The sequence below is a fragment of the Streptomyces sp. NPDC002306 genome, assembly GCF_053593435.1.
This window is the reverse complement of record NZ_JBSFCK010000008.1, coordinates 56,962-79,650: the sequence shown is the minus strand read 5'-3', so window position 1 is coordinate 79,650 and position 22,689 is coordinate 56,962. Positions and strand designations below refer to the sequence as shown.

The following is a 22,689-nucleotide window of genomic DNA, read 5'->3' as shown; positions in this document are numbered from 1 at the left end:
CGCACCGCTCACCCGCTTCAGGGGTGCATCCGCGCCCCCTTCAGCACCTTGTCCACCGCGTTCCGCGGCCCGTACACCACCAGCCCCACCAGATCCAGCCCGGCCGTCGGCGCCGCGCGCACGGCCGCCCGGTTGTCCCGGTCGTTGCCCGTGGCGAAGAGGTCGGAGGTGAACAGCGCTCGGGGCAGGGCACGCGAGAGGGTCCGGGTGTGGGCCGCCGTCAGCGTCTCCTTCGTCCCCTCGAAGACCAGCACCGGCTGGCGGAACATCGGCAGGTAGGGGACGCCGTCCGCGTCCTCGTACGGGGCGCCGATCACCTCGGGGACGGTCGTACCGAGGCCGCTCACCAGGAACGCGGTGACGTTCAGGCGCTGCCAGGTCTCCAGGTCCTCCCGCAGCAGGACGGCGATCTTGGTGTCGAAACGGGGCTGCTCGCTCATGTCTCGAGGCTGCCCGACGTCGTACGACGTGGTCTTGTACGTTCTTTGCATGGCCGGCGAACGCACCGAGCGGGACGGGGGCGACAGCGTCTCCGCCTGGCGCCCACGGGTGCCGGGTGTCGTCGAGGTCTTCCACGCGCACTTCACGCGGTACGCGTATCCGATGCATGTGCACGAGGCGTGGACGCTGCTCATCGTGGACGACGGGGCCGTACGGTACGACCTCGACCGGCACGAGCACGGCACCCCGGACGACGTGGTGTCGCTGCTGCCGCCGCACGTCCCGCACAACGGCTCGCCCGCCACCCCGGGCGGTTTCCGCAAACGGGTGCTCTACCTGGACAGCTCACGGCTGGGGGACGAGCTGATCGGGGCGGCCGTGGACGGGCCCGATCTGCGCGATCCGCTGCTGCGGCGGCGCGTCGGGCAACTGCACACCGCGCTCACGCACCCCGGTGACGAGCTGGAGGCGGAGAGCCGGCTGACACTCGTCGGCGAGCGGCTGCGGGCACGGCTGCGGCCCCGGGACGCCGGAGGGGACGCCACGCGGGACGGCGTACGGGCCGCGCGCCGGGACCCCGTCGTCGCCCGCCGGCTGCGCGAACTGCTCGACGAGCGCGTGGTCGAGGGCCTCACGCTCGACGAGGCCACCGGGCTCGTACCCGCCCATCCCGCGCATCTGGTACGGGCGTTCAGCGGGGCGTACGGCATCGCCCCGCACCAGTACCTGATGTCCCGCCGGGTCGACCGGGCGCGCCGCCTCCTGCTCGACGGGCGGCCGCCGGCCGAGGTGGCGGCGGCGACCGGTTTCTACGACCAGGCCCATCTGACACGGCACTTCAAGAGGCTGGTGGGGGTGACACCGGGGCGCTACCGCCTCGGCCCTACTGCGTCCCCGTCACCGCCCGAGCCTCCGTCCCCGCAGCGGGTCAGTCGGCCTGGCGCCGGGTCAGATGGCTGAACGCGTCGAGGTTGCCGGTCGGTTCGCCGCGGGACACCCGCCAGGCGTACTCCTTGCGGATCGCGGAGGCGAAACCCAGCTCCAGCAGGGTGTTGAAGGCGCCGTCGGCGGCCTCCAGGACCTGGCCGAGAAGGCGGTCGGTCTCCTCGGCGGTAACCGTGGCGAGCGGGAGGCGGGCCGTGACGTAGACGTCGCCGAGCCGGTCGACGGCGTAACTCACGCCGTACAGCTTGAGGTTGCGCTCCAGGAGCCAGCGGTGGACGCCCGCCTCGTTCTCGTCGGGGTGGCGGATGACGAAGGCGTTCAGCGAGAGGGAGTGGCGGCCGACCACGAGGGAGACGGTCGTCTTCAGCTTGCGGGTGCCGGGCAGCTGCACGACGTAGGTGCCGGGTTCGGGGCTCTCCCACTCCAGCTCGGCGTCCTTCAGGAAGCCCTCGATGACCTGTGCGGCCCGGTCGACATCAGCCATGGTGGGAGCGTACGCGACGCCGGTGGGCCTGCACCGCCGCCGTGTAGACGTCCGCGGTGGCCGCGGCCGCGGTGTCCCAGCCGAACGACTGGGCGTGCCGGGCGGCGGCGACGCCCATCCGGGCGGCCAGTTCGGGGCGGTCGGCGAATTCGGCCAGCACGCGCGCGTAGGCGGCCGGATCGTGGCCCTGGACCAGTACGCCGGTCCGGCCGTCGCACACAGCCACCGGCAGGCCGCCGACCGAGGCGGCGAGCACCGGCGTGCCGGCCGCCTGGGCCTCTATCGCGACCAGCCCGAAGGACTCGCTGTAGGAGGGGACGACGAGGACGGACGCGGCGCGGAACCAGTCCGCGAGCCGCTCCTGGTCGACCGGCGGCCGGAACCGTACGACATCGGCGACGCCCAGCCGCGCGGCGAGCTTCTGGAGGCCTTCCGGCTTGGCCAGACCGCTGCCGCTGGGGCCGCCCACGATCGGTACGACCAGGCGTTTACGCAGGTCGGGGCGTTCGTCGAGGAGCACGGCGACCGCGCGCAGCAGCACGTCGGGGGCCTTGAGGGGCTGGATACGGCCCGCGAAGAGGGGGATCAGGGCGTCCTGCGGGAGGTCCAGCCGGGCGCGGGCGGCGGCGCGGCCGTCCGCGGGACAGAAACGGTCGAGATTCACCCCCGGGTGGACGACGGCGACCTTGCGGGGGTCGGCGGCGTAGTGCCGGACCAGCTCGTCGGCCTCCTCGGCGGTGTTGGCGATGAGCCGGTCGGCGGCGCTGACGATCTGGGTCTCACCGATCACGCGGGCGGCGGGCTCGGGCGTGTCGCCCTCGGCCAGGCTGGCGTTCTTGACCTTGGCCATGGTGTGCATGGCGTGCACCAGGGGGGCGCCCCAGCGCTGGGCGGCGAGCCAGCCGACGTGGCCGGAGAGCCAGTAGTGCGAGTGGACCAGGTCGTAGTAGCCGGGGCGGTGCCCCGCCCAGGCCTGCATCACGCCGTGGGTGAAGGCGCAGAGCTGGGCCGGCAGCTCCTCCTTGGCGAGGCCCTCGTAGGGGCCCGCGTCGACGTGCCGGACGAGGACGCCGGGGGCGAGTTCGACGGTCGGCGGGAGGGCGCCGGTGGTGGCGCGGGTGAAGATCTCGACCTCGATGTTGATCGCGGCGAGGCGCTGCGCGAGCTCCACGATGTAGACGTTCATGCCGCCGGCGTCGCCCGTGCCGGGCTGGTGCAGGGGTGAGGTGTGCACGGAGAGCATGGCGACCCTGCGGGGCTTGCGGAGCGGCAGCCTGAGCCGCGAGGGCGTGGCCGGTGAGCGACGCCCGAGCCTGCTGACGTACTGGCTCACGTCGCGTTCCTCCTCGCTGCGGGCATGCCGTTGGGAGGACACGGCGCGCCCTCCGAGCCGTTCCAACACCGGAGGACGCTGTTCCCATTCCAGGCGGGCCGGTTTTTGCCGAGGCGTTACCGGTTGTCGCTCAACCGTTCGAGGGTGGGAGGCGTACCCCCGCGGCCGCGCGTCCCTCTTGTCGCGTCCGCATACCCTCGTAGGTATGACATCCCGCGCCCCCGCCCGCCCCGTGGGCACGGTCACGCGCGGGACCACCCATCCGAACCGGCTGCGCCGCATGGACCGCTGGATCGCGGCCACGCACGGCGTGGAGCTGCGGCGCGCGGCCGACCCCTTGGCGATCGACCTCGGATACGGGGCCGCCCCCTGGACGGCCGTCGAGCTGCTGGGGCGCCTGCGCTCCGTCGCGCCCCACGCGCGCGTGGTGGGCTTCGAGATCGAACCGGCCCGGGTGGCGGCGGCCAGACCCTACGAGCGCGAGGGACTGCTCTTCCGGCACGGCGGCTTCGAACTCCCCCTCCCCCGCCGGCCGCACCTGGTCCGGGCGGCCAACGTCCTGCGCCAGTACGACGAGGCCGAGGTCGCCGCGGTCTGGGAGCGGCTGTGTTCCCGCCTCGCCCCCGCGACGGAGGGCTCTCCGGGCGGACTGCTCGTCGAGGGGACCTGCGACGAGATCGGCCGCCGGCACGTGTGGGTCGCGCTCGGCCCGGAGGGACCGCGCACGGTCACCTTCGCGACCCGGCTGGGTTCCCTGCACCGCCCGTCGGACCTGGCCGAACGCCTGCCCAAGGCACTCATCCACCGCAACGTTCCCGGCGAGCCGGTGCACGCCTTCCTGCGCGACTTCGACCGCGCGTGGGCCGCCGCCGCGCCCTACGCCTCGTACGGAGCGCGTCAGCGCTGGATCCGGGCGGTACGGGACCTGACGGCGGACTGGCCGGTGACGGACCGGCCGGCGCGGTGGCGGCAGGGCGAAGTGACGGTGCGGTGGGAGGCGCTGGCGCCTCGGGGGTGAACCGGGACGGGCGGCGCGCGGCTTCGGCCGGCGAGCGCGGGGTGGGTCGGCGCGACCTGGGTCGGCTCGGCGTTGGTCGGCACGGCTCGGCACGGCGTGGGTAGGCGCAACTCGGCGCAACTCGGCTCGGCTCGGTGGCCCGACCGCCGCACGGAGGTTTCGGACCAAGACCCTGAAACGGTCGAATCCGCCCACCGAGGACCATCCGCTTCACCCTTTCGCAGCGGCCCGTTCACGCGTCGGTGCGGCCGCATTGGCCTGCCCGCGTCGGTCCGTGAGGAACGATCTCCACGAGTCGTTCGTCACAAAGGCGGGGAGATCGTCATGCCGGGGCGGATGAGGGGGAAGTGAGGCGGAAGCGCTGCCTCTGTCGTTTTCCGCGCCGACATGGCACGATCCCCCAGGCGTGCGAAGTTACTGACGGTTAATCAGCTTGGGGGGACGAGGTATGGGTACGGGCAAGCGCGGTCTGATCGCGGCGGCCGTGACCGTCGTCTGCGCGATCACCGTCCTGGCGGTGCCTGGCACCGCGTTCGCGGCCCCCACGCCGACCACCCCTCCGACCGCCGGTTCCGGCGCGGCCCCGAAGGTCAAGCCCGGCAAGGACCTTGAGGCCGTCCGCGAGAAGCTCGACCAGCTCTACCACGCGGCGTCCGTCGCCACCGACGCGTACAACGCCGCCGAGGAGCGGACGCGGAAGCAGTCCGCGGAGATCGTCGAGCTGGCCAAGAAGATCGTGCAGGGCCAGGACAGGCTGGACGAGTTGAAGGACCGCGCGGGCGCCGCGGCCCGCGCCCAGTACCGCGGCGGCGGACTCCCCGACGAGGCCCAGCTGATGCTGAGCGACAACCCGCAGGAGTTCCTCGACGGAGCGGGCCGGGTGATCCAGGGCGAGCGGGCGACCAAGGGCCTCATCGGCGAAATGACCCGTACCCAGCAGGACTTGGAGCAGTACGCCAAGGACGCCACCGCCCAGTGGCAGAAGCTGGAGGCCGACCGCCAGATCCGCGCCGCCGCCCAGAAGAAGATCGAGAAGCAGATCGCGGCGGCGAAGACGCTCGAGTCCCAGCTGGAGAAAGAGGAGAAGGAACGCCTCGCCGAGCTGGAGGCGGCGGCCGCGCACCAGGCACAGACCGCCTGGCTGGACTCCGGCATCCTCGACGAGATCAAGGGCAAGGCGTCCGAGCAGGGCAAGAAGGCCGTGCAGTTCGCGACGGCCCAGATGGGCAAGCCGTACGAGTGGGGTGCCGAGGGACCGAAGTCGTACGACTGCTCGGGCCTGACCTCACAGGCCTGGGCGAGCGCCGGCCACGGCATCCCGCGCACCTCGCAGGAGCAGTGGAAGCAGCTCAAGCACGTCGACATCAAGGACATGCGCCCCGGCGACCTGATCATCTACTTCGGCGACGCCAGCCATGTCGCGATGTACGTGGGCGACGGCGCGATCATCCACGCCCCGCGGCCGGGACGGACCGTGACACTGGCGGGCGCGGGCACGATGCCGATCCTCGGAGTGGTCCGGCCGGACGCGTGACCCGGCCCACGTGACCCAGCGCACCCGGGGTCGCGGGCAAACCCGGCACGGACGTGACGTTCGTCATCTCCGCTGCACAGGACCCCTGCCCAACTGCGTTACGTAAAACGGCATATGACTGCGGTCTGAAGCGAAGCGGCCTGCCTCACACCATTCCGTTGCGGCGCCGACAACCGCTATGGTCCCCGTCGGTGGATGGAGGTCCCTCTGTCCGCCATGCCCTCGGGGGGAGGGAAGGAACCCAGACGATGCCCGTACCCGTGCCGCGGCAGAGAGCGATCCCGGCCGTGGAGTGTGGTCAGGCGCAGGCCGTGTCCCAGAGCGGCCCCTCGAAGGAAGAGACCCCGCGCAAGGAAGCCACGGTCGACGACACCGCCGCCACCACCCAGCCGAACGCCACCGCCAACACCCACCTCACGCTCCTGCTGATCGAGGACGATCCGGCGGGATCGCCGATCGTGCCCGACCTGCTCGACTCGGCCGGCAACCCGATCCGCGTCCGCACCGCCCGCAACCTCACCGAGGCCGAGCGGCTGCTCACCGACGACGTCCAGTGCATCCTGCTGGACCTGGCGCTGTCGGCGCCCGCCCGCCCGTCCGGCGACGATGACGACGAGCTCGCCGTGCTGAAGCACGTGCTGCGGCTCGCGCCCCGGCACGCCGTCCTCGCGCTCACCGCGTCCGGCGACGCCGAGCGCGGCGCCCAGGCGGTACGGGTCGGCGCCCAGGACTACCTCTTCCGGGACGAGCTGGACGGCCGGCTGCTGAGCCGGGCGATCCGGTACGCGGTGGAGCGGAAACGTTCCGACAGCGCCGAGCGGCGGCTCGCCGAGGGCAAGCTGCGCGCCCAGGAGAACGCCCGTCTGGAGCGCGGCCTGCTGCCGACCCCCCTGCTGGAGGGCTCGGCTCTGCGTTTCGCCGCCCGCTACCGGCCCGGCCGCTCGCGGGCGCTGCTCGGCGGTGACTTCTACGACATCGTCCGCACCCCCGACGGCACCGTGCACGCCATGATCGGCGACGTCTGCGGGCACGGCCCGGACGAGGCGGCGCTCGGCGTGGAGCTGCGCATCGCGTGGCGCGCGCTGACCCTGGCGGGCCTGTGCGGCGACCACCTGCTCGGCACGTTGCAGCAGGTGCTGGAGCACGAGCGGGGCGACGACGAGATCTTCGCGACGCTGTGCACGGTGGACATCGCGCCGGACGGCCGCCGCGCGGGCCTGTGCCTGGCGGGTCACCCGTCTCCGCTGATCTCCCGTCCGGGCCGGCCCGCGGAGCTGCTGCCGTACGACAACAACGGCCCCGCGCTCGGGCTGCTGCCCGGCGCCCGCTGGCCGCGCATGCAGGTGGAGCTGGGCGCCGAGTGGAGCCTGATGCTCTACACCGACGGTCTGATCGAGGGCCGGGTCGGGGCGGGCCGGGAGCGGCTCGGCCAGGACGGCATGGTCGAGATGGTCCGCCGCCAGCTCACGTCCGGCCTGCACGGCGAACAGCTGCTGCGGGCCGCGGTCAACGAGGTCCGCGAGCTGAACGGCGGCGAGCTGACGGACGACGTCGCGGTGGTACTGCTGGACCGGGTCCCCTGAGGAACCCGCCGGCGGGACCCCGGGCGGGGTGACCTGAGAGGCGATGTCGCCGGAGAACCCGCCGAGGGGTCCCGACAGAACCTGCGGGGTCCCCGAGAGACCTGCGGAGGCCCTGAGAGCTCTCCGCCGGATTCCAAGAGACCCGCGGAGGATGCGGCGGGTTCCGGAAACAGATTCAGGGCCCGCCCGGCGACACAGCCGACGGGCCCTGAGCGACTGGCGGCAATATCCTCAGCGGCCCACGGCCGGCCCCCGAGGACCAAGCGACGGTCTCTGGAACGACCGTCGGCCGGTTCTCGGAGGCCCGTGGGTCCTGAGGGAGCGGCGACGCGGTCAGCGGCCGCCGTTGTAGGGGCCGTAGGGGCCGTCACTGCTGCTTCCGCCGCGGCGGCGGCCCCAGCCGCTGCCACCGCCGGAGGCCTGCTTGACGGCGGGCCGCACATCCACGATGTAGACGATGCTCGCGACCGCGCCGGCGATCGGCAGCATCGAGAAGATCGAGAACAGATAGCTCACCACGAGCGCGATGGTGAGGATGATCAGCCAGAAGACCTTGTTCTGCTTGTCGGCCGCGCGAAAGGCGTCCTCACGCCGGAACACGGCGTCGAACAGCCCGAACGCCGCCAGGACCATGAGAAGGATCTTCAAGAGCCCCAGGAATCCTGCGAAGCCCAACGCCAGCATGCTGCCCACCGTCCGTTCTCTCCGACTCCCATGACCATGGCTCCTTCGGCCACCGTACCCGTAGAACGGGCCGGGCACCCCAGAGGTGCCCGGCCCGTACGCATACCGTCCCCGATTACTTGGCGGGCGGCGTCGGCTTCTTGACGGTGGCCTTGCGCGGGGCCGGAGCCTTCTTCGCCACGGGCTTCCGGTCCGTGACGGGCTCGGCCTTGACCTCGGCCGCGGCGGCGGGCTTCGGCTCCTGCCTGACCACGGCCGGCTCGGAGTTCGGCTCGACGGCGATCGCCAGGTCCTCGATCTCGTCGGCGGCCTCGCCGCGCCAGGTCCGCACGGCCTGCTCGCCGTGCTCGGCGACCTTCTCGTAGGTCTCGCGCGCCTTCACGGCGTACTCGGCGGCGACGCCGACCCCGCGCAGCGCGAGGTCCTGGGCGCTCTCGCCCAGCTTCTTCAGGTCACCGTCGAGGGTGTTGATGAACTCGCCGACCTTCGTCTGAAGGCTCTCCTGCGCCTCCTTGGCGCGGGCGGCGGCCTTCTCCTGCACGGCCTTCGGGTCGGTGCCGCGGACGGCCTCGAACCGGGCCGGAGCCTCGGCGCGCAGCTGCTCCACCAGACCGGGGACCCGCCGGGCCTGCTGCAGGGCCAGGTCGGCGGTGCCGGCGGCGAAGTAGAACGGGGTCGGGTCGCTGAGGGTCTTGCGCAGGTCATCGGTGATGGCCATGGTGATGGTCCTCCCGGAATTCACGTTCGGCTGAGGGTTTTGTGGGTCCGCAGTCGGGCGGTCCGTGCCCTGGTCCGGTCAACTGGCCGTCTGCTGCGGATCGGTGCCGGAACCGCCGGCGCGGCGGGTACGGCGTGCGGGGGTCTCGCGGGTACGGCGTACGGCACCGTCGCCTTCGCCGTCGCCCGGGTCGTCCCTGTCGTCAGCACTCAGGTCGTCTCTGTCGTCAGCACTGTCGTCAGCGACCTTCGCGCCGTCGGAATCGTCGTCGGCGTCCACCGTGCCGGGCGTGTCGGCCGGTTCCCCCTCGGGGGCGGCCACGAATCCGTTCTCCTTGCGGAACGACTCGTAGACCTGGAGCAGTACCTGCTTCTGCCCCTCGGTCAACGTGGGATCGGCGAGGATGACCGCACGTGTCTCCACCTCGTCCCGGTCCCGCTCGGCGTCGAGGATCCCGGCGCGGACGTACAGCGTCTCGGCGGAGATCCGCAGGGCCTTCGCGACCTGCTGCAGCACCTCCGCGCTCGGCTTGCGCAGCCCGCGCTCGATCTGACTCAGATACGGATTGGACACTCCGGCGGCGTCGGCGAGCTGCCGCAGCGACAGCTGCGCGGAGCGCCGCTGCTCGCGCAGATACTCGCCGAGATTGCCGACGTTGAGTGATGCCATGACTCCACCATGCCCCACCCTTGCTAACTATTGCAAGCATCTGCTTGCAATAGTGCGCCGCATCACCCGTTCGGGTGAGCCGTCCGCGTCGTTCGAGACGCGAGAGCGGCCCTGCGGAGCTGTGGGGCGGCCGAGGCGGGTCCGGACCTGACGCTCAGCACGGGTACCCGCCGATCCACCCCTCCAATGCCACGAAATCCGCGTCCGTCAGGCCGTACCGGTGGTCCACGCGGTGGAGCAGGGCCCGTCCGGGGTGGTGGGCGCTCACCCAGTCACGGTCGACGGCTGTGATCTCGTCGTCGACCCAGACGAAGGGCCGGCCCGCCGCGCGGGCCACGAGCGGCCGGGTCTTCCAGTGCAGGGCGCCCGGCGGGTACGCCTCGTCCGGCCAGTCCACCACCGGCAGCGGGGGCAGCCCCAGCCAGGGCGCGACCGCCACGTTGGCCTCGTCCATCCAGGTCGTCGCCCACACCAGCTCGCAGCCCAGCGCCACCAGCCGGGGACCGAGCCCCGGGTCGATCCTGGTCAGCAGGGGATTCCCGGCATCGGCGGAGGGCAGGCCGCCGACCTCGTACACCGGGTACGGCCCGTCCGCCCCGAAGGGGAGCAGCGTCCCGTCGATGTCGAGGAAGAGGAGCAGGGCAGCCGAGGGCGGCCGGGACGGCGAGGGGGACGACGGGGACCAGGGGGACGACGGAGGCGACGGAGGCGACGGAGGCGACGGAGGCATCGAAAACCACATTGCCCTTTCTCCCGCCCCGCCGCCAGCCTCCCACCCACGACCGCCGGGCCGGCCACGGGCCAGCACAACCGTGGCGCCGACCCGGCCGGTGTTGCGCCGGGGTCTGATCAGCGTGAGCCGGCATCTTCCCCGCCCTTGCGCGACCTCCGCCAGCGCATGAGGGCCGACCCGATCCCCGCCGAGGTCGGCACCGCGTCCAGGCCGAGCGGTCCGGAAGCCGCGGCCATGACGTCCCGCAGTTTGCGCCCAGCCGGAGCAATCCGACGTCCGTAGGGTTCCGGGCCCGCGTCCAATGACAGCGCTTCACGGATGACGTCCGTGAAGACGGACTGTGCCCGCTTGTAGTCGAGCAGAAGGGGAAGGTCGTGCTCCAGACCATGAGAAGCGCCGGGCCGGAACGTTTCCACGGCTGAGCGCCACTCCCGCACCATCCGCCGCTCCTGCCACCTCGGGTACCGCATCAAATAGAGATGGGTGGCCAGGTCGTAGAGCGGGTCGCCCATCATCGCCAGCTCCCAGTCGATCGTCCAGAGCTTGTTCCCGAAGTCGACGATGAAGTTCTCGCCGTGCAGGTCGGCGTGCAGAAGGCTGAACGGGCGCTCCTTGAGGCCCGATACGTGTTTCCTGAGCTTCTTGAAAGAATCGACGTCAATTCCGAGTTCGCCGAAGAGAACTTCGAATTGCTCAAGATTCTTCAGGTACACATGCTCTTCGGCGAAACAGATGAGCCGTTCAAGAAATCCGTTGCTGTCCCCCGCCTCCGGGAAGTCCTCCGGCTTGCATCGCCGTTTGACCAGGAGGGTCTCGGAAGTGACGTCGACCATTTGACCGAAGAGGTCGACAATCTGACGGAAAAGAGTGTCCGGAACCGGAGATCCGGACCTGCACAACGCTGCCAGCGTCCGCCCTTCAATAAATCTCTGCAAGCGGATTCCGCCGACCTCGATGATATCCGGGATGCCGGAAATACGGTCGGCGAGAGAGCTCAGCAACTGCTCTTCCGAGAAAAAGCACCGCCTATCGAACCACAAGAGGCCGGTGCGCGGCTCCCGGCACTTCCACCGACCTCCCCCAGCGCCCGGCACATCGTCGGGCAGCGAAAATACATAGGTCTCGTGGTGGTACCCAAGAAGCGGCCCCTGGACGACACTCTCGTCACCACTCACCTCGACTGCGCGCCGCCGAGCTATCGAGGTCGATTCGAGTGGCATCATCCGCTTCTTTCTTCTTGGACCCCTATCCGGGTTCAGAAAGTGTGAGCACGGTACTCCATCAATGACCCGCGTCGCGCCGGCATGTCCGCTCCGTATCGAACGTGATTCCACTGACCGGCTACCGGACGCGCATGTGTGCGAGGCGGCGCTCCATGCGGCGGAGACACCACCCACTCACCGAACTCCGCCCGCTGTGCCCCAGATTGCACCTCGACCTGCGATGCTGGCAGTACGGGCCGCCGTGGTCCACACTGAACCCGGTGAGCGGGAGGAGGCCGAGAAGGCCTATGCGCGACGAACAAAAGACCCTGCGGAAGCTGCTCCGTGAGGCGGACGCCGTCCTGCTCGACTTCGACGGGCCGGTCACCGACCTGTTCGGCGACACGTCCACCGCGCCCATCGCCCACGAGATCAAAGAGATGGCACGCGCCGAATGGGGTGCGCTGGACGACGACGTGGAAGCGTGTGAGGACTCGCACGGCATTCTCCGACACCTCAGGGACATGTACGACCGGCCGAGTACCCTCCCTCGCGACCGCCGGACACTCGAACAAGCGGATGCCATCGTGACGCGGCACGAGTACGACGCCGCCAAGTCGGCCTTGGCCGTCCCGCTCTTCGTGGAACTCATCGACGTCCTGTGCGAACTGAGGCTCCCGCTCGCCATCGTGAGCAACAACTCCGACGGCCCTGTGTGGGAGTTCCTCAAGGGCATGGGTCTGCAGTCGAAGTTCGAGACCGTCGCCGGCCGTGACCCTCACGAGTTCCGGCATATGAAGCCCGACCCCTACTGCGTGAACCAGGCCGTGACACATCTTCGGCTCCCGCCCTCCTCCTGCCTGCTCATCGGTGACCAGCTCACCGACCTGGAGGCCGCTCACACGGCGGGCACGCGCTTCCTCGGGTACACCCGCTCGGAGAGGCGCGCGACGGAGATGCGGAACCGGGGCGGCTCCTGGGTCGTGCGGTCGTACGCCCCCCTCGTCGACGCGGCGAAGATGCTGTAGAGCGTCAACTGACCTTCTGGCGCGACCAAGTCGACCGAGGCATCATGGTGCGCCGGGGAGAGCCGTGGCGTCCGCCTCACGTCCGCGGGTTACGTACGGGGGTGGCTTGTGTCTTCTCGCGGTCCAGGTGTCGGCCGCCCGTCCAGACTCGACCTCGTTCGGCATTCGCTGAGCGAGTGGAAGCCCCGCATCATCAAATGGTCTCTCGCGCTGATAGCCGCTCTGGGAATCGCCGCGGAACTCATCGATCCCCTGGGCGAAGCCCTCAAGAGTCAGGGATTCCTGGGTGGCTCCTTCGCGGCGCTGATCGCCCTCATCCTCTTCGACGCCATCAGTGAATCCGACCCTCCGGAAGTATCGGGCGTCTACGTGCTCGCCCAACAGAACGACCTGCACGGCCCGTTCGAGGAAGCGTTCGAGGCGCGCCACGTCCGAGTGGACTTCTCCGGCTTCACCATGGAGACGCTGCTTGACCTGCTCAAAGGGCCACTCCAGCGGATGGCCGACGGGGAAGTGCGCACACAAGAGCTGACGATGCGTATCATCGTCGCCCACTTGAATCTCCCAATGAGCCTTCCGGGTCGACTCGACGCCGCACCCGCCGGCCATGGAGATCCCGCCGGAACACTTCACTTCGGCGATTCCGCGGAAAACCGCCGGCGAATGCGTGAGGATTTCACGATACCGAACTGGGGAAAACTGAAGGACCTCCTGGACAAGATCCACGAGAGGAATCCAGAGATTGCCATCTCCTGCGAGATAAGGGAGTCACCTCAAATCCCCGAACGCAAGTTCTACATCCTCAATCAGGAGAAGTTCTTTTATCAGCCCTACGGAATCATGGAGAAGCGTTTCGTATGGCACGGCAACGCTTATCACATCCTCGACACCGCCGGCTTGGGCCTCCGGCACGGAGCGGCCCGCATCATCGGCTGGGACAGGCGGTCGAAGTCCCGATCCACACGAGAGATCGCGGAGCACCACATGGAATGGCACCGAAACCTCTGGGAAAGGCTTGCCCGTATCAAGCCGGAACATCCCATCATCAGCGACCCTCGCTGGATTCCACCAGAACCGCGGAACGCTGACTGACGACTGCTAGGCGAGCACCGCCCGCAGCACCGTCGCCAGTGAGTCCACCATCTCCTTGGCGCCCGCGCCCCTGAGCCGCTTCTGCCTGGGTCGATCCGGCGCGTAGCCCAGGAAGGGGACGCCGGCCGCTCGGGCGGCGAGGAAGTCCGAGTCCGTGTCACCGATCATCAGGGCGTCCCGGGGGTCCGCTCCCATGTCCTCCAAAGCCCTGTTGAGACAGTGCGGATCCGGCTTGAGAGCCTGAAGGTTCTCGGTACGCCCGTAGACCTGCGGGGCGAAACAGGACCGCAGTCCGCGGCCTACCAAGTACTTGTCGACCACGCTCGGAGAGTTGTTCGTCGTCACCGCGAGTCGTGCGCCCACCGCGGACCAGGTCCGTATCAGGGGGTCCGCGTAAGCGGTGGGCATGGCAGATCCGGCGGCCTTTCGCTCCTCTTCGGTGAGACGTTTCTCCAGTTCCTCCACGAGCGGACTGCCGGGCTGTCGGCGGTTCACCGCGCGCAGCACCTCGTGCGGATCCGGCGACTCTCTCTCCCCGTCCGTCAGAAGACCGTCCAAGCCCTGCCCGTCCAACCATTCCACCAGGCTCTTCGCGACCTGTGCCGCCGGGTGCATCGCGAACAGCCGACAGATCGGTCCGTCGAAGTCCCAGAGGACGACCCGCGCACGGGCGGTCAGCCCCCGCAGCCGGACCTCGGTCTCGGTCTCTCCCTCTTCTGTCATCGCATCGGTCCGCGTCGCATCGGAAGCCCCCCGCCGTTCAGTCGGCCCCACCTGGTCTCGGTCGACGGCAACCCGTTCCCGAAGATTCCCGGTCTCACTCGTCACCAGTTCGGTCCGTCCCGTCTCAGCAGTCACTCAGCGAGTGTCTGTCCGGGAGCCTCCGAATCCCAGAGGGCATCGAAGTAATTCTTCGTGGCCCGCACGATCGCTGCATCCTGTCCGCCCCTGCCCTGCCGGAACTCGAACAGGTCCGAGTTGAAGCCGCTGAGGTCGAGGATCTCGAACTCGCCGGCATCCGGCAGTTCGTCGTAGCGGCGCCGGTCCACCGGGTAGTCGCCCCGCAGGACCAGCGTGTCGTTCAGGACGTACTTCTTCTCCGACGGCACGAAACGCAGCGGGCGAAAGGTCACCCCGGCGTCGACGCCTTGGTAGCGCTTCAGGTTGGACAGATGGATGTCCATGGTCGCCATCTGCGCCCTGATCTGCGACTTCGTCTGTTCGTGGACCCGCTCCCTGAGCTCCGGTCGGTGCAGCGGTTCGGGGTAGGGGAGGGGGACGTCCGGACCCGGCAGCAGGCATCGCACGGCGATCGACCTGGGGTGCGCCTCGCCCTTGCGGACGGCGTCGCACATCTCGGTGAGCGCCAGCATCAGGGTCTCCGCCGTGAAGCAGACGGCGTCGATGCGTACGTCGTCCGCCCTGAACGCCTCCCTCAGATACCTGACCAGGACGACCCGGGCCTTCCTGTCCTGCTGCGGCTGTTCCTCCGCGACCTCGGCCACCCGCGGCGGACTCCCCTTGGACACGTTGCTCAGCAGTCCGTCCTGCTGGAGCATCCCCAGGGCCTGGCGGACGGTGCCGCGCTCGACGCCGAACTCCTCGGCGAGCACGGCCTGCGTGGGCAGGCGGTCCCCCGCTTCGAGGTGGCCGGCCCGGATGCGTTCCCGCAGGACGTCGGCGATCTCCTGGGCCGAGGCTCTGCCGCTGCCGTTCACCACCGCGTTCTCCTGGTCGACGTGCGTACTGTGTGCGGCACCGGTGACCGCCTGCGACACCGGTCAGCCGAGGGTCAGGTCCGTAGTGATGGTTTCCCAGAGCGCGTCGAACCATTTCTGGGACTGTTCCACGAACGCGGCGTCCCGTTCACCCGCGCCACGCTCGAAGGAGAACAGGACGGACTCGGCGCCCTGGACGTCGTACAGGTCCATCGTCGTCCCGCTCTCGGTCGCCTCCTCCCGGCGCTTGATCATGTAGTAGGCCATCAGCGCCTCCGAACCGTTGAGCAGGTACAGCTTCACCGGCGGGGTGAACGGCAGCGCGCGGAAGGTGACGCGCACGTCGATGCCGTGGGAGGAGCGCAGGGAGCGGAGGTTGTGGCGCAGGACCTGCCCCTGGGCGTTGCGCATCTGGAGCCACCGCTGATGGACCGGGTCGTCGTCGCCGCGGCCGTCCACCGGGATCGGGAAGGCGAGGGCGATGTCCCGGGAGGGCAGGAGGATACGGACGTCGATCGACTCGGGCCGGCCGCGCCCCGCGTGGATCGTGCGCAGTGGCTCGCTCAGGGCCATCATCAGGCTCTCCGCCGTGAGGCAGGCCGCGTCGATCCGGACGTGCGGTGCGTCGAAGGCCACGGCCAGACGGGGGGCGAGGCCGACCATCGTCGGCTGCGGCTCCAGGGGACTCGGTGTCGCCCGCGCGACGCGCGGCGGGCTGCCCTTGCTCACGTTGCTGAGCAGGCCGGCGTCCTGGAGGGCCCGCAGGGCCTGGCGGACGGTGCCGCGTTCGACGCCGAACTCCTCGGCGAGTTCGGCCTGGGTGGGCAGGCGGTCGCCCGCCTTGAGGTCTCCGACGCGGATGCGTTCGCGCAGGACGTCGGCGATCTCCTGGGGCGAGAGCCTGCTGCTGCCGTTCACTGCCACGTTCTCCTGTGCCACGACCAAACGCTACAACTTAGATCCATCTTCCGGGAGTTGTTTGAAAGTTGTTTATGACCTGCCACCAAGTGGGGACAAACATCTTGGAGTTGGTCGCCAACTTAGCCCAGTTGGTGGAAGGTTTGCCTCCCCTCGACCAGCCTCCGTCCCCCACACCCGTTCCGTCCGGCCGCCCGAAGGGGGAACCACCATGCCCGCCGCCCTCGCCCTCCTCCTCACCGTCTTCGCCGTCGGCTTCGAACAGACCGTCCAGTGGAAATACGGCGCCGCCGGCGCCGTGGGTCTGCTGCTGCTCACCGTCGGTATCAAGGCGAAGAGTCCCGCGGTCAGCTCCATCGGGGCCGTCGTGCTCGTCGCCCTGGTGACCAGGCCCGCCGCCTGACGGCCGACCGCCCAGGTCAGCGCCCAGGTCAGCGCCCTGACCACCGCCCGCGCCACCACCTGTGGGGGACATCAGCTCGTGAGCACCAGCTCGGAGCTGATCGTCTCCCACAGCGCGTTGAACCACAGGTACGACTGCTCCACGAACGTCGTGTCCCGCAAGCCGGTCCCCCGCTCGAAGGCGAACAGCATCGACTGGGTGCCCTCGGCGTCGTACATCTCCAGGGGCTCGTGGTCGATCTCCTCCTCGCGGCGCGCCAGCGTGTAGTACGCGAAGAGCGCTTCCGCGCCGTTGAGCAGGTAGAGCTTGACCGGCGGCGTGAAGGGCAGCGCGCGGAAGGTCACGCGGACGTCGATGCCGTGCGTGGAACGCAGGGCCAGCAGATTGTGCCGGAGCACCTGTCCCTGGGCGTTGCGCTGGGCCAGCCAGCGGCCCTGCAGCCGGTCGGGGACGGAGCGGTCGACCGGCGCGGGGAACGCCAGGTCGATGTCCCGGCTGGGCAGCAGGATCCGCACGTCGACCTTGGCCGGTTTCATTCGTCCCGCGTGGATCTGACGCAACGGCTCACCCATGGCGAGCGTGAGGGAGACCGAGGTCAGGCACAGGGCGTCGATCTCGACGAGCTCGGCCGCGAAGGCGCCCGCGATGCGCGGGGCGAGGGCCACCATGGTGGGCTGGGGCGGGGCTTCCGGGCCGGTCAGGGCGGTGCCGAGGCCCAGGTCGGGGGCGACTGTCGCCGGGCTCCCCTTGGACACGTCGGTGAGCAGCTGCTCCGCCCGCAGGATCCGCAGCGCCTCCCGTACGGTCCCGCGCTCGACGCCGAACTCGTCGGCCAGTTTCGCCTGCGTGGGCATGCGCTGACCCGGCCGCAGCACCCCGGACCTGATCCGGGTGCGCAGTTCGTCGGCCACCTCGCGGTGTGTCCGCTGTGGCCGTTGTGGCCTTTTCCGTCCATTGACGGAGGCGGGTTCCGGCTCCACGACCAAACACTACAACTTCCCGCCATCTTTGGGCAGTTCACGGAAAGGTGGTTATGAGCCGCTTCCAAGCGGAGATAAGTACAGTGAAGTTGGTCGCCAACTTGAGCAACATGGTCAAGCCTGCCGGGTGTTGGCCACCAGGGGGACAAGGAGAGACCGTCATGCCGCTCATCGCCATCGCTGTCGCCGCCCTCGCCATCGGATTCGAACAACTCGTCCAGTGGAAGTACGGGCCGATGGGCCTCATCGCGTTCGCCGCGCTGACCATCGGCATCAAAGCCAAGAACACCATGATCAGCGGCATCGGAGCGGTCATCCTCGTGATGCTGCTCGCCCAGTCCGGCTGACCGGGCTCCCTTCCGGAGGGGAGCCGGGAGCCTGGTCGGTCTGCACCACCGCACCACCGCACAACAACCACAACTGAACAGCCACCGCTACGGATGCGTGGTACCGCAACACCGCACTGCCGTACTTGCCGTCGGCCGGAAGGAGCACTCAGAACATGTCCGGGCACCAAGGTCGCCTGGACGTACGCAGCAGGGCGTCGGCCACCTGGGCGGCGCCCGCTCGTTCTTCCCGCACCCGGCCCGCCGCCGCCAGCCGCACCGCCGACTCGTCGCCGAGCCACAGGGCCGCCAGATCGCCCACGTCCAGGGTGAGGTCGGCGTCCGCCGACGTCGGCGCGCAGACCCCCGTCCCGGTCGCCGCGGTCTCCAGCCGGTAGCGGCCCCCGGTGAGCCCGGCCCCGTCGACCACCTCCAGCACCAGCGAGCCCGGTCCGCCGTACGTACGTGTCTCGAGCGCTCGTACGACATCCAGGAGCCGCACCCACAGCCAGTCGGCCTGCGTGGTGATCCTCGCCGCCCTGGCGTCGGGGAAGCAGAGCGGGAGCAGGTCGTCCGGGGCCCGCCAGCCCGTCTTCACCCGGACGATCCAGTCGATCGAGCACACGTACCGCCACAGCGCGCGCTCGGCCGCCGGGGTCGACGCGATCAGCCATTCCACGCTCGCCGTGTTGCGGGGCTGCTTGGCGTCGTCCCACTTGTCGTCGCACTCGTACGACATCAGCCCCTCGACCTCGCCGTCCGCCGAGCGGTACACGGCGTAGAAGGGCTCGGTCCACGAGCTGAAGCGGACGGCGCCCGTGTTCACCCGCCACCACAGCTCGTCACGGTTGATGGCGCCCGGCTGGGCCCGGCGCACCCGCTCGTGCAGCTCCGGCCCGAGCTTGCGCACGTCCTCGCCGTCCACCAGGTCGATACGGCCGCCGTCGTCCGGGACCGGCCGGCGCTTGTCGAGGCCGGTACGGGTGACGTCGACGGTCCACTCGGCCATGGAGGTGGCGGGGCCGAAGCCGTAGCGGCCGTAGATCGGGTACTCGGCCGCGATCAGGGTGGCGACGACGTCCCCGCGTTCCTTCGCCGCGGCGAGGTCCTGGCTCATCATGCGGGTGAGGAGGCCGCGGCGGCGGTGGGTCGCGGTGACGGTGACGTTGGAGATCGCGTCGGCGGGGACCGGGGTGCCGCCGACCGCCGTGAGCTCCTGGGCGAAGGAGCGGAAGGTGGCGACGCACCGGGAGCCGTCGAAGGCGCCGAGCAGCCTGCCCGGTACGAACTGGTTGCGGCGGGCCGCCAACTGCTCCTCCGAGAGAACCGGCTCGCGCAGGAAGCCGGTGTTCAGCGCACGCTGCCACTCGCGGAACTCGGGCTCGGTGATCGGGCGGACGTCGATGTCGGGGCGGCGGGTCATGGGGTCACGGTAGGTCTCGGGCGAGGAAGGTGTCGCGCAAATTTCGCCCACCCCACGGGTGATGTCTCCGCGAACCCCGACCGCGGCCCCCTCCCGGACCATCGGCCTCTCCCGCCCCGAACCACCGCCCCCTCCCGCCCCGGATCACCGGGCCCGCGGCCCCCCGGGCCGGCGATCGGCGGGCGCTCAGAAGGCCGCCCGGATCTCGCCCACCTGGCGGCCTCCGCCCAGCAGCGGGGTCGCGTCGAGCTCGGCCGACGGTGAGGGGCGCACGCCCAGCAACGTGAGCGCCCGGCCCAGTACCGGACCCAGGGCCCGGCTCGCGCCGTCCTCCACCTTGAAGGCGAGAGCGCGGCCGTCGGGCAGGGCGACGGCCTGCACCGCCTCCGCGCCCATCTTCGAGAGCGCGCCGGGGATGTCACGCATCAGCCGGGTGTCATGGCGGCGGGTGCCGGCGACGTACTCGGGGTGGGCACGCATCGCGTCGGCGACCCGGCGCTGCGGGGAGCCGGGGTCGGCCAGTACGAAGGCGCGGTACGCGCGGGCCAGGCCGGTCAGGCTGATCGCCGCCAGCGGCGCCCCGCAGCCGTCCGTGCCGACCGCCGCGACCTCCTCGCCCGCCGTCTCCTCCACCGTGCTGTGGATGAGCCGCTGAAGGGGATGCGCGGGATCCAGATACGAGTCGAGCGGCCAGCCCCGCAGGACGCACGCCGCGAGCATCGCCGTGTGCTTGCCGGAGCAGTTCATCGCCACCCGGTCGCGGACCGCGCCCGAGGCCACGTAGGCCTCCCGCTCCCACGGGTCCAGGGGCAGGTCCGGCGGGCACTGGAGGAGGTCCCGGTCCAGACCGTGCTCGGCCAGCATCTTCTCGACCAGATCCCGGTGGAACCGCTCGCCGGAGTGGCTCGCCGCGGCCAGGGCGAGCCGTTCGCCGGACAGGTCCAGGCCCGCCCGCAGCACGCCCGCCGCCTGCATCGGCTTGTTGGACGACCGCGGGAAGACCGGGGACGTGACGTCCCCGAGCGCCCGTTCCACCGACCCGTCCGCGGCCAGCAGCACCAGGCTTCCCCGGTGCCGCCCCTCGACGAAACCGGAACGCACCACCTCCGCGAGAACCGGCGGCGCGGACGTGCGAGGTACGGCTGCGGACATCGGCTGTGGCCTGCCTTCCCGGGAGCGTGCCCGTCCCACGCGCCGGACGCGTCGGACGGGTACGCCGGCCAGGCGCGTCAGACGAGCAGGTCGTCCACCTGTGCTTCCCCCTCACGGTACCGGCGGGCGATCTCCGCGCTGCACTCGTCCGTCGTCCGCTGCAAGCGCTGGCGCCGGCCCGAGACCTGCTGCTCGTAGCGCACGAGCCGCCCCATCGCCTCACTCAGCTCCGGGTCGGTACGGGCGTCCAGGTCCGACAGCTCCACCTCGGCGAGCATCTCCGTGGCGAGCAGCCCGTACTCCTCGTTGTGCGGGGTGCCCAGCGTCACGTGCCGGGCGGAGGAGCGGTGCCGGGCCGGGGCGTCGGTCAGGATCTCCGGGAGCCGGTCGACGACGGACGCCTCGCCCGGTTCGTCCACGACGGACGCCGGGCCGCGCCGGGCCAGCTCCGCGCGCAGGATGTCGATCCGGCCCTGCAACAGCCGCCGTACGTAACTGAGGTCGGCCTCGTCGCGCTGGGCGTCCCGGCGCAGGGTCCGCAGCTCGGCCAGGCTCAGTACGGCCAGTTCGTGCTCGGGCGGCTCCGCGGTCAGCCAAGGGCTGTCGGTGCGCTGCACGGGCGGTCCGGAGGCGGCCGCAGGCGGCCGCCCGGTACTCGGTGTGCTCATGTGCCTCTACCGTCCCCTCGACCGGCGTGTGGGCGCCATCGTGTCACTCCAAGTGGCCGCTATGTGAATGAGTGCCCCCGATCGGCCCCAGATGGGGGGATAGGGATCAAAAAGTGAACTGGTACGGACCATCGCCGGGGCCCGGCATGATGGGCGTATGCGTGCAGTGGTGCAGAGGGTGGACGGCGCGAGCGTCGTCGTGGACGGCGAGACGGTCGGGGAGATCATCGGCGAGGGACTGTGCGTCCTGGTCGGGGTGACCCACGAGGACACCGCGGAGAAGGCGGCCCAGCTCGCCCGCAAGCTGTGGTCGATCCGCATGCTTCAGGACGAGAAGTCGTGCAGCGACATCGACGCCCCGCTCCTCGTGATCAGCCAGTTCACCCTGTACGGCGACGCCCGCAAGGGCCGCCGCCCCACCTGGAACGCGGCCGCCCCCGGCGAGGTGGCCGAGCCGCTGGTCGACGAGGTCGTCGCCCGGCTGCGCGAGCTGGGCGCGACGGTGGAGACGGGCCGCTTCGGCGCGCAGATGCGGGTGTCGCTGACGAACGACGGTCCGTTCACCGTCCTCGTGGAGATCTAGCCTCCACGACCTCGACGGCACCGCGGTCGGAGAGCCCGACGGCCTACGGCCAGAGCTCCACGGCCTACGGCTCGGCTCGGCCTACGGCTCGACCACGACTTCCTGCGCCGCCGCCGTCTCCCCCGCCACCAGCCGCGCGTCCAGCGGCACGTTCCGCTTCACCAGCGCGAGCGCGATCGGGCCGAGCTCGTGGTGGCGTACGGACGTCGTGACGAACCCGATCCGGCGGCCGTCCGGACCCTCGTCCGCGATCCGGATCTCCGTGCCGTGGGCCGGCAGGTGCACCTCGCTGCCGTCGAGGTGCAGGAAGACCAGGCGGCGCGGGGGCTTGCCCAGGTTCTGGACGCGGGCGACGGTCTCCTGGCCGCGGTAGCAGCCCTTCTGGAGGTGCACCGCGCTACCGATCCAGCCCAGCTCGTGCGGAATGGTGCGGTGATCGGTCTCGAAGCCCACACGCGGCAGATGGTGCTCGACGCGCAGCGCCTCGTGGGCGAGGAGCCCGGCCGGCGGGCCGGCCTTCGCCGCGAACGCCTCCAGGTCCGCCCGCGGCAGGAACAGGTCACGGCCGTACGCCGTCTCGCGCACGACGGCACCGGCGGGCAGCTCGGCGATCGAACCGGCCGGCAGGTACACGACCGCGAACTCGTCCGTCCGGTCGGTGACGTCCACCCGGTAGAAGAACTTCATCGACTCCAGGTACGCGATCAGCGCGTCCTGGGTGCCGGGCTCCACGTGCGCCCAGGTGGTCGTGCCGTCGTCCACCAGGTACAGGGCGTGCTCGATGTGGCCGTGCGCGGAGAGGACCAGCGCCTCGGTGGCCTCACCGGCGGGCAGCTCGCTGACGTGCTGGGTGAGCAGCAGATGCAGCCAGCTCAGCCGGTCCTCGCCGGTGACGGCGACGACCCCGCGGTGGGAGAGGTCCACGAATCCGGTGCCGTCGGCGAGTGCGCGCTGCTCGCGGAACAGGTCGCCGTAGTGGGCGGCGACGTCTTCGTCCACGCCCTCGGCGGGGACGGCGCCGGACAGGGACAGCAGAGGGCTCTTCATGACCGTA

Annotated in this window: 25 protein-coding genes; 9 read left to right on the top strand and 16 right to left on the bottom strand. The window is 70.4% G+C overall.

The features are described 5' to 3' along the window. Positions 1 to 17: 17 nt before the first annotated feature. Positions 18 to 440 carry a DUF2000 family protein gene (locus tag ACWCQK_RS17970; protein WP_451156119.1) on the bottom strand — a complete coding sequence of 141 codons (423 nt, stop codon included), beginning with the start codon at positions 438 to 440 and terminating at the stop codon, positions 18 to 20. A gap of 49 nt (positions 441 to 489) precedes the next feature. Between ACWCQK_RS17970 and ACWCQK_RS17965 the strand changes: the two genes are divergently transcribed. Next, complete coding sequence (locus ACWCQK_RS17965; RefSeq protein ID WP_451156118.1) at positions 490 to 1,401, top strand: AraC family transcriptional regulator; 912 nt, start codon at positions 490 to 492, stop codon at positions 1,399 to 1,401. Here the strand turns inward: ACWCQK_RS17965 and ACWCQK_RS17960 are convergent. After that, positions 1,370 to 1,870: a YbjN domain-containing protein gene (locus ACWCQK_RS17960; protein WP_451156117.1), complete on the bottom strand. Its 501-nt coding sequence runs from the start codon at positions 1,868 to 1,870 to the stop codon at positions 1,370 to 1,372. The genes ACWCQK_RS17965 and ACWCQK_RS17960 overlap by 32 nt on opposite strands. Next, entirely contained in the window at positions 1,863 to 3,203 is a 1,341-nt protein-coding gene (gene mshA, locus ACWCQK_RS17955; RefSeq protein WP_451156116.1) for a D-inositol-3-phosphate glycosyltransferase, read from the bottom strand. The genes ACWCQK_RS17960 and mshA overlap by 8 nt, the downstream gene beginning before the upstream one ends. Positions 3,204 to 3,408: 205 nt before the next feature. Between mshA and ACWCQK_RS17950 the strand changes: the two genes are divergently transcribed. From ACWCQK_RS17950 to ACWCQK_RS17940, 3 genes are all read left to right on the top strand, one after another. After that, positions 3,409 to 4,221, top strand: a complete 813-nt coding sequence (locus tag ACWCQK_RS17950) for a class I SAM-dependent methyltransferase (RefSeq protein WP_451156115.1) — start codon at positions 3,409 to 3,411, stop codon at positions 4,219 to 4,221. Between the two features lie 448 nt (positions 4,222 to 4,669). Beyond that, positions 4,670 to 5,755: an NlpC/P60 family protein gene (locus tag ACWCQK_RS17945; RefSeq protein ID WP_451156114.1), complete on the top strand. Its 1,086-nt coding sequence runs from the start codon at positions 4,670 to 4,672 to the stop codon at positions 5,753 to 5,755. A gap of 248 nt (positions 5,756 to 6,003) precedes the next feature. After that, on the top strand, positions 6,004 to 7,338 hold the full coding sequence (locus tag ACWCQK_RS17940; RefSeq protein WP_451156113.1) for a PP2C family protein-serine/threonine phosphatase: 1,335 nt from the start codon (positions 6,004 to 6,006) through the stop codon (positions 7,336 to 7,338). 333 nt (positions 7,339 to 7,671) lie between these two features. Here the strand turns inward: ACWCQK_RS17940 and ACWCQK_RS17935 are convergent, their stop codons facing one another. From ACWCQK_RS17935 to ACWCQK_RS17915, 5 genes are all read right to left on the bottom strand, one after another. Further along, complete coding sequence (locus ACWCQK_RS17935) at positions 7,672 to 8,022, bottom strand: DUF2516 family protein (protein ID WP_451156364.1); 351 nt, start codon at positions 8,020 to 8,022, stop codon at positions 7,672 to 7,674. 115 nt (positions 8,023 to 8,137) lie between these two features. Further along, on the bottom strand, positions 8,138 to 8,740 hold the full coding sequence (locus ACWCQK_RS17930) for a hypothetical protein (RefSeq protein WP_451156112.1): 603 nt from the start codon (positions 8,738 to 8,740) through the stop codon (positions 8,138 to 8,140). Positions 8,741 to 8,818: 78 nt separating this feature from the next. After that, entirely contained in the window at positions 8,819 to 9,409 is a 591-nt protein-coding gene (locus ACWCQK_RS17925) for a helix-turn-helix domain-containing protein (protein ID WP_451156111.1), read from the bottom strand. 154 nt (positions 9,410 to 9,563) lie between these two features. Next, positions 9,564 to 10,049, bottom strand: coding sequence for a hypothetical protein (locus ACWCQK_RS17920; RefSeq protein WP_451156363.1), 486 nt, complete (start codon positions 10,047 to 10,049; stop codon positions 9,564 to 9,566). 209 nt (positions 10,050 to 10,258) lie between these two features. Next, a complete protein-coding gene (locus ACWCQK_RS17915) occupies positions 10,259 to 11,362 on the bottom strand; it encodes a phosphotransferase (protein WP_451156110.1) in 1,104 nt (367 codons plus the stop codon). A gap of 290 nt (positions 11,363 to 11,652) precedes the next feature. On the opposite strand from ACWCQK_RS17915, the gene ACWCQK_RS17910 reads away from it, so the two are divergent. Continuing rightward, entirely contained in the window at positions 11,653 to 12,372 is a 720-nt protein-coding gene (locus ACWCQK_RS17910) for an HAD family hydrolase (RefSeq protein ID WP_451156109.1), read from the top strand. A gap of 108 nt (positions 12,373 to 12,480) precedes the next feature. Beyond that, a complete protein-coding gene (locus ACWCQK_RS17905) occupies positions 12,481 to 13,464 on the top strand; it encodes a hypothetical protein (RefSeq protein WP_451156108.1) in 984 nt (327 codons plus the stop codon). Positions 13,465 to 13,470: 6 nt separating this feature from the next. On the opposite strand, the gene ACWCQK_RS17900 is transcribed toward ACWCQK_RS17905, so the two are convergent. From ACWCQK_RS17900 to ACWCQK_RS17890, 3 genes are all read right to left on the bottom strand, one after another. Further along, entirely contained in the window at positions 13,471 to 14,187 is a 717-nt protein-coding gene (locus ACWCQK_RS17900) for an HAD family hydrolase (RefSeq protein WP_451156107.1), read from the bottom strand. Between the two features lie 131 nt (positions 14,188 to 14,318). Beyond that, positions 14,319 to 15,242, bottom strand: coding sequence for a GntR family transcriptional regulator (locus tag ACWCQK_RS17895; protein WP_451156106.1), 924 nt, complete (start codon positions 15,240 to 15,242; stop codon positions 14,319 to 14,321). A 3-nt stretch (positions 15,243 to 15,245) separates the two neighbouring features. Further along, a complete protein-coding gene (locus ACWCQK_RS17890; protein ID WP_451156105.1) occupies positions 15,246 to 16,127 on the bottom strand; it encodes a GntR family transcriptional regulator in 882 nt (293 codons plus the stop codon). A gap of 184 nt (positions 16,128 to 16,311) precedes the next feature. Between ACWCQK_RS17890 and ACWCQK_RS17885 the strand changes: the two genes are divergently transcribed. Next, positions 16,312 to 16,503, top strand: coding sequence for a hypothetical protein (locus ACWCQK_RS17885; RefSeq protein ID WP_451156104.1), 192 nt, complete (start codon positions 16,312 to 16,314; stop codon positions 16,501 to 16,503). Positions 16,504 to 16,574: 71 nt separating this feature from the next. Here the strand turns inward: ACWCQK_RS17885 and ACWCQK_RS17880 are convergent, their stop codons facing one another. Continuing rightward, a complete protein-coding gene (locus ACWCQK_RS17880) occupies positions 16,575 to 17,489 on the bottom strand; it encodes a FadR/GntR family transcriptional regulator (RefSeq protein WP_451156103.1) in 915 nt (304 codons plus the stop codon). 155 nt (positions 17,490 to 17,644) lie between these two features. Here ACWCQK_RS17880 and ACWCQK_RS17875 point away from each other — a divergent pair, with 155 nt between their 5' ends. Beyond that, positions 17,645 to 17,830, top strand: coding sequence for a hypothetical protein (locus tag ACWCQK_RS17875; protein ID WP_451156102.1), 186 nt, complete (start codon positions 17,645 to 17,647; stop codon positions 17,828 to 17,830). A 148-nt stretch (positions 17,831 to 17,978) separates the two neighbouring features. On the opposite strand, the gene ACWCQK_RS17870 is transcribed toward ACWCQK_RS17875, so the two are convergent. The 3 genes from ACWCQK_RS17870 to ACWCQK_RS17860 form a co-directional block, all read right to left on the bottom strand. Then, positions 17,979 to 19,232: a GNAT family N-acetyltransferase gene (locus ACWCQK_RS17870; RefSeq protein ID WP_451156101.1), complete on the bottom strand. Its 1,254-nt coding sequence runs from the start codon at positions 19,230 to 19,232 to the stop codon at positions 17,979 to 17,981. Between the two features lie 186 nt (positions 19,233 to 19,418). Further along, the gene (locus tag ACWCQK_RS17865; protein WP_451156100.1) at positions 19,419 to 20,384 is read right to left on the bottom strand and encodes an asparaginase; all 966 of its coding nucleotides are present in this window, start codon (positions 20,382 to 20,384) and stop codon (positions 19,419 to 19,421) included. A 77-nt stretch (positions 20,385 to 20,461) separates the two neighbouring features. After that, on the bottom strand, positions 20,462 to 21,052 hold the full coding sequence (locus tag ACWCQK_RS17860; protein WP_451156099.1) for an RsiG family protein: 591 nt from the start codon (positions 21,050 to 21,052) through the stop codon (positions 20,462 to 20,464). 157 nt (positions 21,053 to 21,209) lie between these two features. On the opposite strand from ACWCQK_RS17860, the gene dtd reads away from it, so the two are divergent. After that, a complete protein-coding gene (gene dtd / locus ACWCQK_RS17855; RefSeq protein WP_451156098.1) occupies positions 21,210 to 21,635 on the top strand; it encodes a D-aminoacyl-tRNA deacylase in 426 nt (141 codons plus the stop codon). An 81-nt stretch (positions 21,636 to 21,716) separates the two neighbouring features. On the opposite strand, the gene ygfZ is transcribed toward dtd, so the two are convergent. Next, positions 21,717 to 22,682: a CAF17-like 4Fe-4S cluster assembly/insertion protein YgfZ gene (ygfZ, locus tag ACWCQK_RS17850; protein ID WP_451156097.1), complete on the bottom strand. Its 966-nt coding sequence runs from the start codon at positions 22,680 to 22,682 to the stop codon at positions 21,717 to 21,719. Between the last annotated feature and the right edge of the window lie 7 nt (positions 22,683 to 22,689).

Excerpts from the sequence above, each read along its gene's own strand:
- ACWCQK_RS17900 (WP_451156107.1), bottom strand. The coding sequence starts at position 14,187 with ATGACAGAAGAGGGAGAGACCGAGACCGAGGTCCGGCTGCGGGGGCTG.
- ACWCQK_RS17885 (WP_451156104.1), top strand. The coding sequence starts at position 16,312 with ATGCCCGCCGCCCTCGCCCTCCTCCTCACCGTCTTCGCCGTCGGCTTC.
- ACWCQK_RS17935 (WP_451156364.1), bottom strand. The coding sequence starts at position 8,022 with ATGCTGGCGTTGGGCTTCGCAGGATTCCTGGGGCTCTTGAAGATCCTT.
- dtd (WP_451156098.1), top strand. The coding sequence starts at position 21,210 with ATGCGTGCAGTGGTGCAGAGGGTGGACGGCGCGAGCGTCGTCGTGGAC.
- ACWCQK_RS17960 (WP_451156117.1), bottom strand. The coding sequence starts at position 1,870 with ATGGCTGATGTCGACCGGGCCGCACAGGTCATCGAGGGCTTCCTGAAG.
- ACWCQK_RS17970 (WP_451156119.1), bottom strand. The coding sequence starts at position 440 with ATGAGCGAGCAGCCCCGTTTCGACACCAAGATCGCCGTCCTGCTGCGG.
- ACWCQK_RS17965 (WP_451156118.1), top strand. The coding sequence starts at position 490 with ATGGCCGGCGAACGCACCGAGCGGGACGGGGGCGACAGCGTCTCCGCC.
- ACWCQK_RS17870 (WP_451156101.1), bottom strand. The coding sequence starts at position 19,232 with ATGACCCGCCGCCCCGACATCGACGTCCGCCCGATCACCGAGCCCGAG.
- ACWCQK_RS17915 (WP_451156110.1), bottom strand. The coding sequence starts at position 11,362 with ATGCCACTCGAATCGACCTCGATAGCTCGGCGGCGCGCAGTCGAGGTG.
- ACWCQK_RS17950 (WP_451156115.1), top strand. The coding sequence starts at position 3,409 with ATGACATCCCGCGCCCCCGCCCGCCCCGTGGGCACGGTCACGCGCGGG.
- ACWCQK_RS17930 (WP_451156112.1), bottom strand. The coding sequence starts at position 8,740 with ATGGCCATCACCGATGACCTGCGCAAGACCCTCAGCGACCCGACCCCG.
- ygfZ (WP_451156097.1), bottom strand. The coding sequence starts at position 22,682 with ATGAAGAGCCCTCTGCTGTCCCTGTCCGGCGCCGTCCCCGCCGAGGGC.
- ACWCQK_RS17945 (WP_451156114.1), top strand. The coding sequence starts at position 4,670 with ATGGGTACGGGCAAGCGCGGTCTGATCGCGGCGGCCGTGACCGTCGTC.
- ACWCQK_RS17925 (WP_451156111.1), bottom strand. The coding sequence starts at position 9,409 with ATGGCATCACTCAACGTCGGCAATCTCGGCGAGTATCTGCGCGAGCAG.
- ACWCQK_RS17940 (WP_451156113.1), top strand. The coding sequence starts at position 6,004 with ATGCCCGTACCCGTGCCGCGGCAGAGAGCGATCCCGGCCGTGGAGTGT.
- ACWCQK_RS17910 (WP_451156109.1), top strand. The coding sequence starts at position 11,653 with ATGCGCGACGAACAAAAGACCCTGCGGAAGCTGCTCCGTGAGGCGGAC.
- ACWCQK_RS17875 (WP_451156102.1), top strand. The coding sequence starts at position 17,645 with ATGCCGCTCATCGCCATCGCTGTCGCCGCCCTCGCCATCGGATTCGAA.
- ACWCQK_RS17860 (WP_451156099.1), bottom strand. The coding sequence starts at position 21,052 with ATGAGCACACCGAGTACCGGGCGGCCGCCTGCGGCCGCCTCCGGACCG.
- ACWCQK_RS17865 (WP_451156100.1), bottom strand. The coding sequence starts at position 20,384 with ATGTCCGCAGCCGTACCTCGCACGTCCGCGCCGCCGGTTCTCGCGGAG.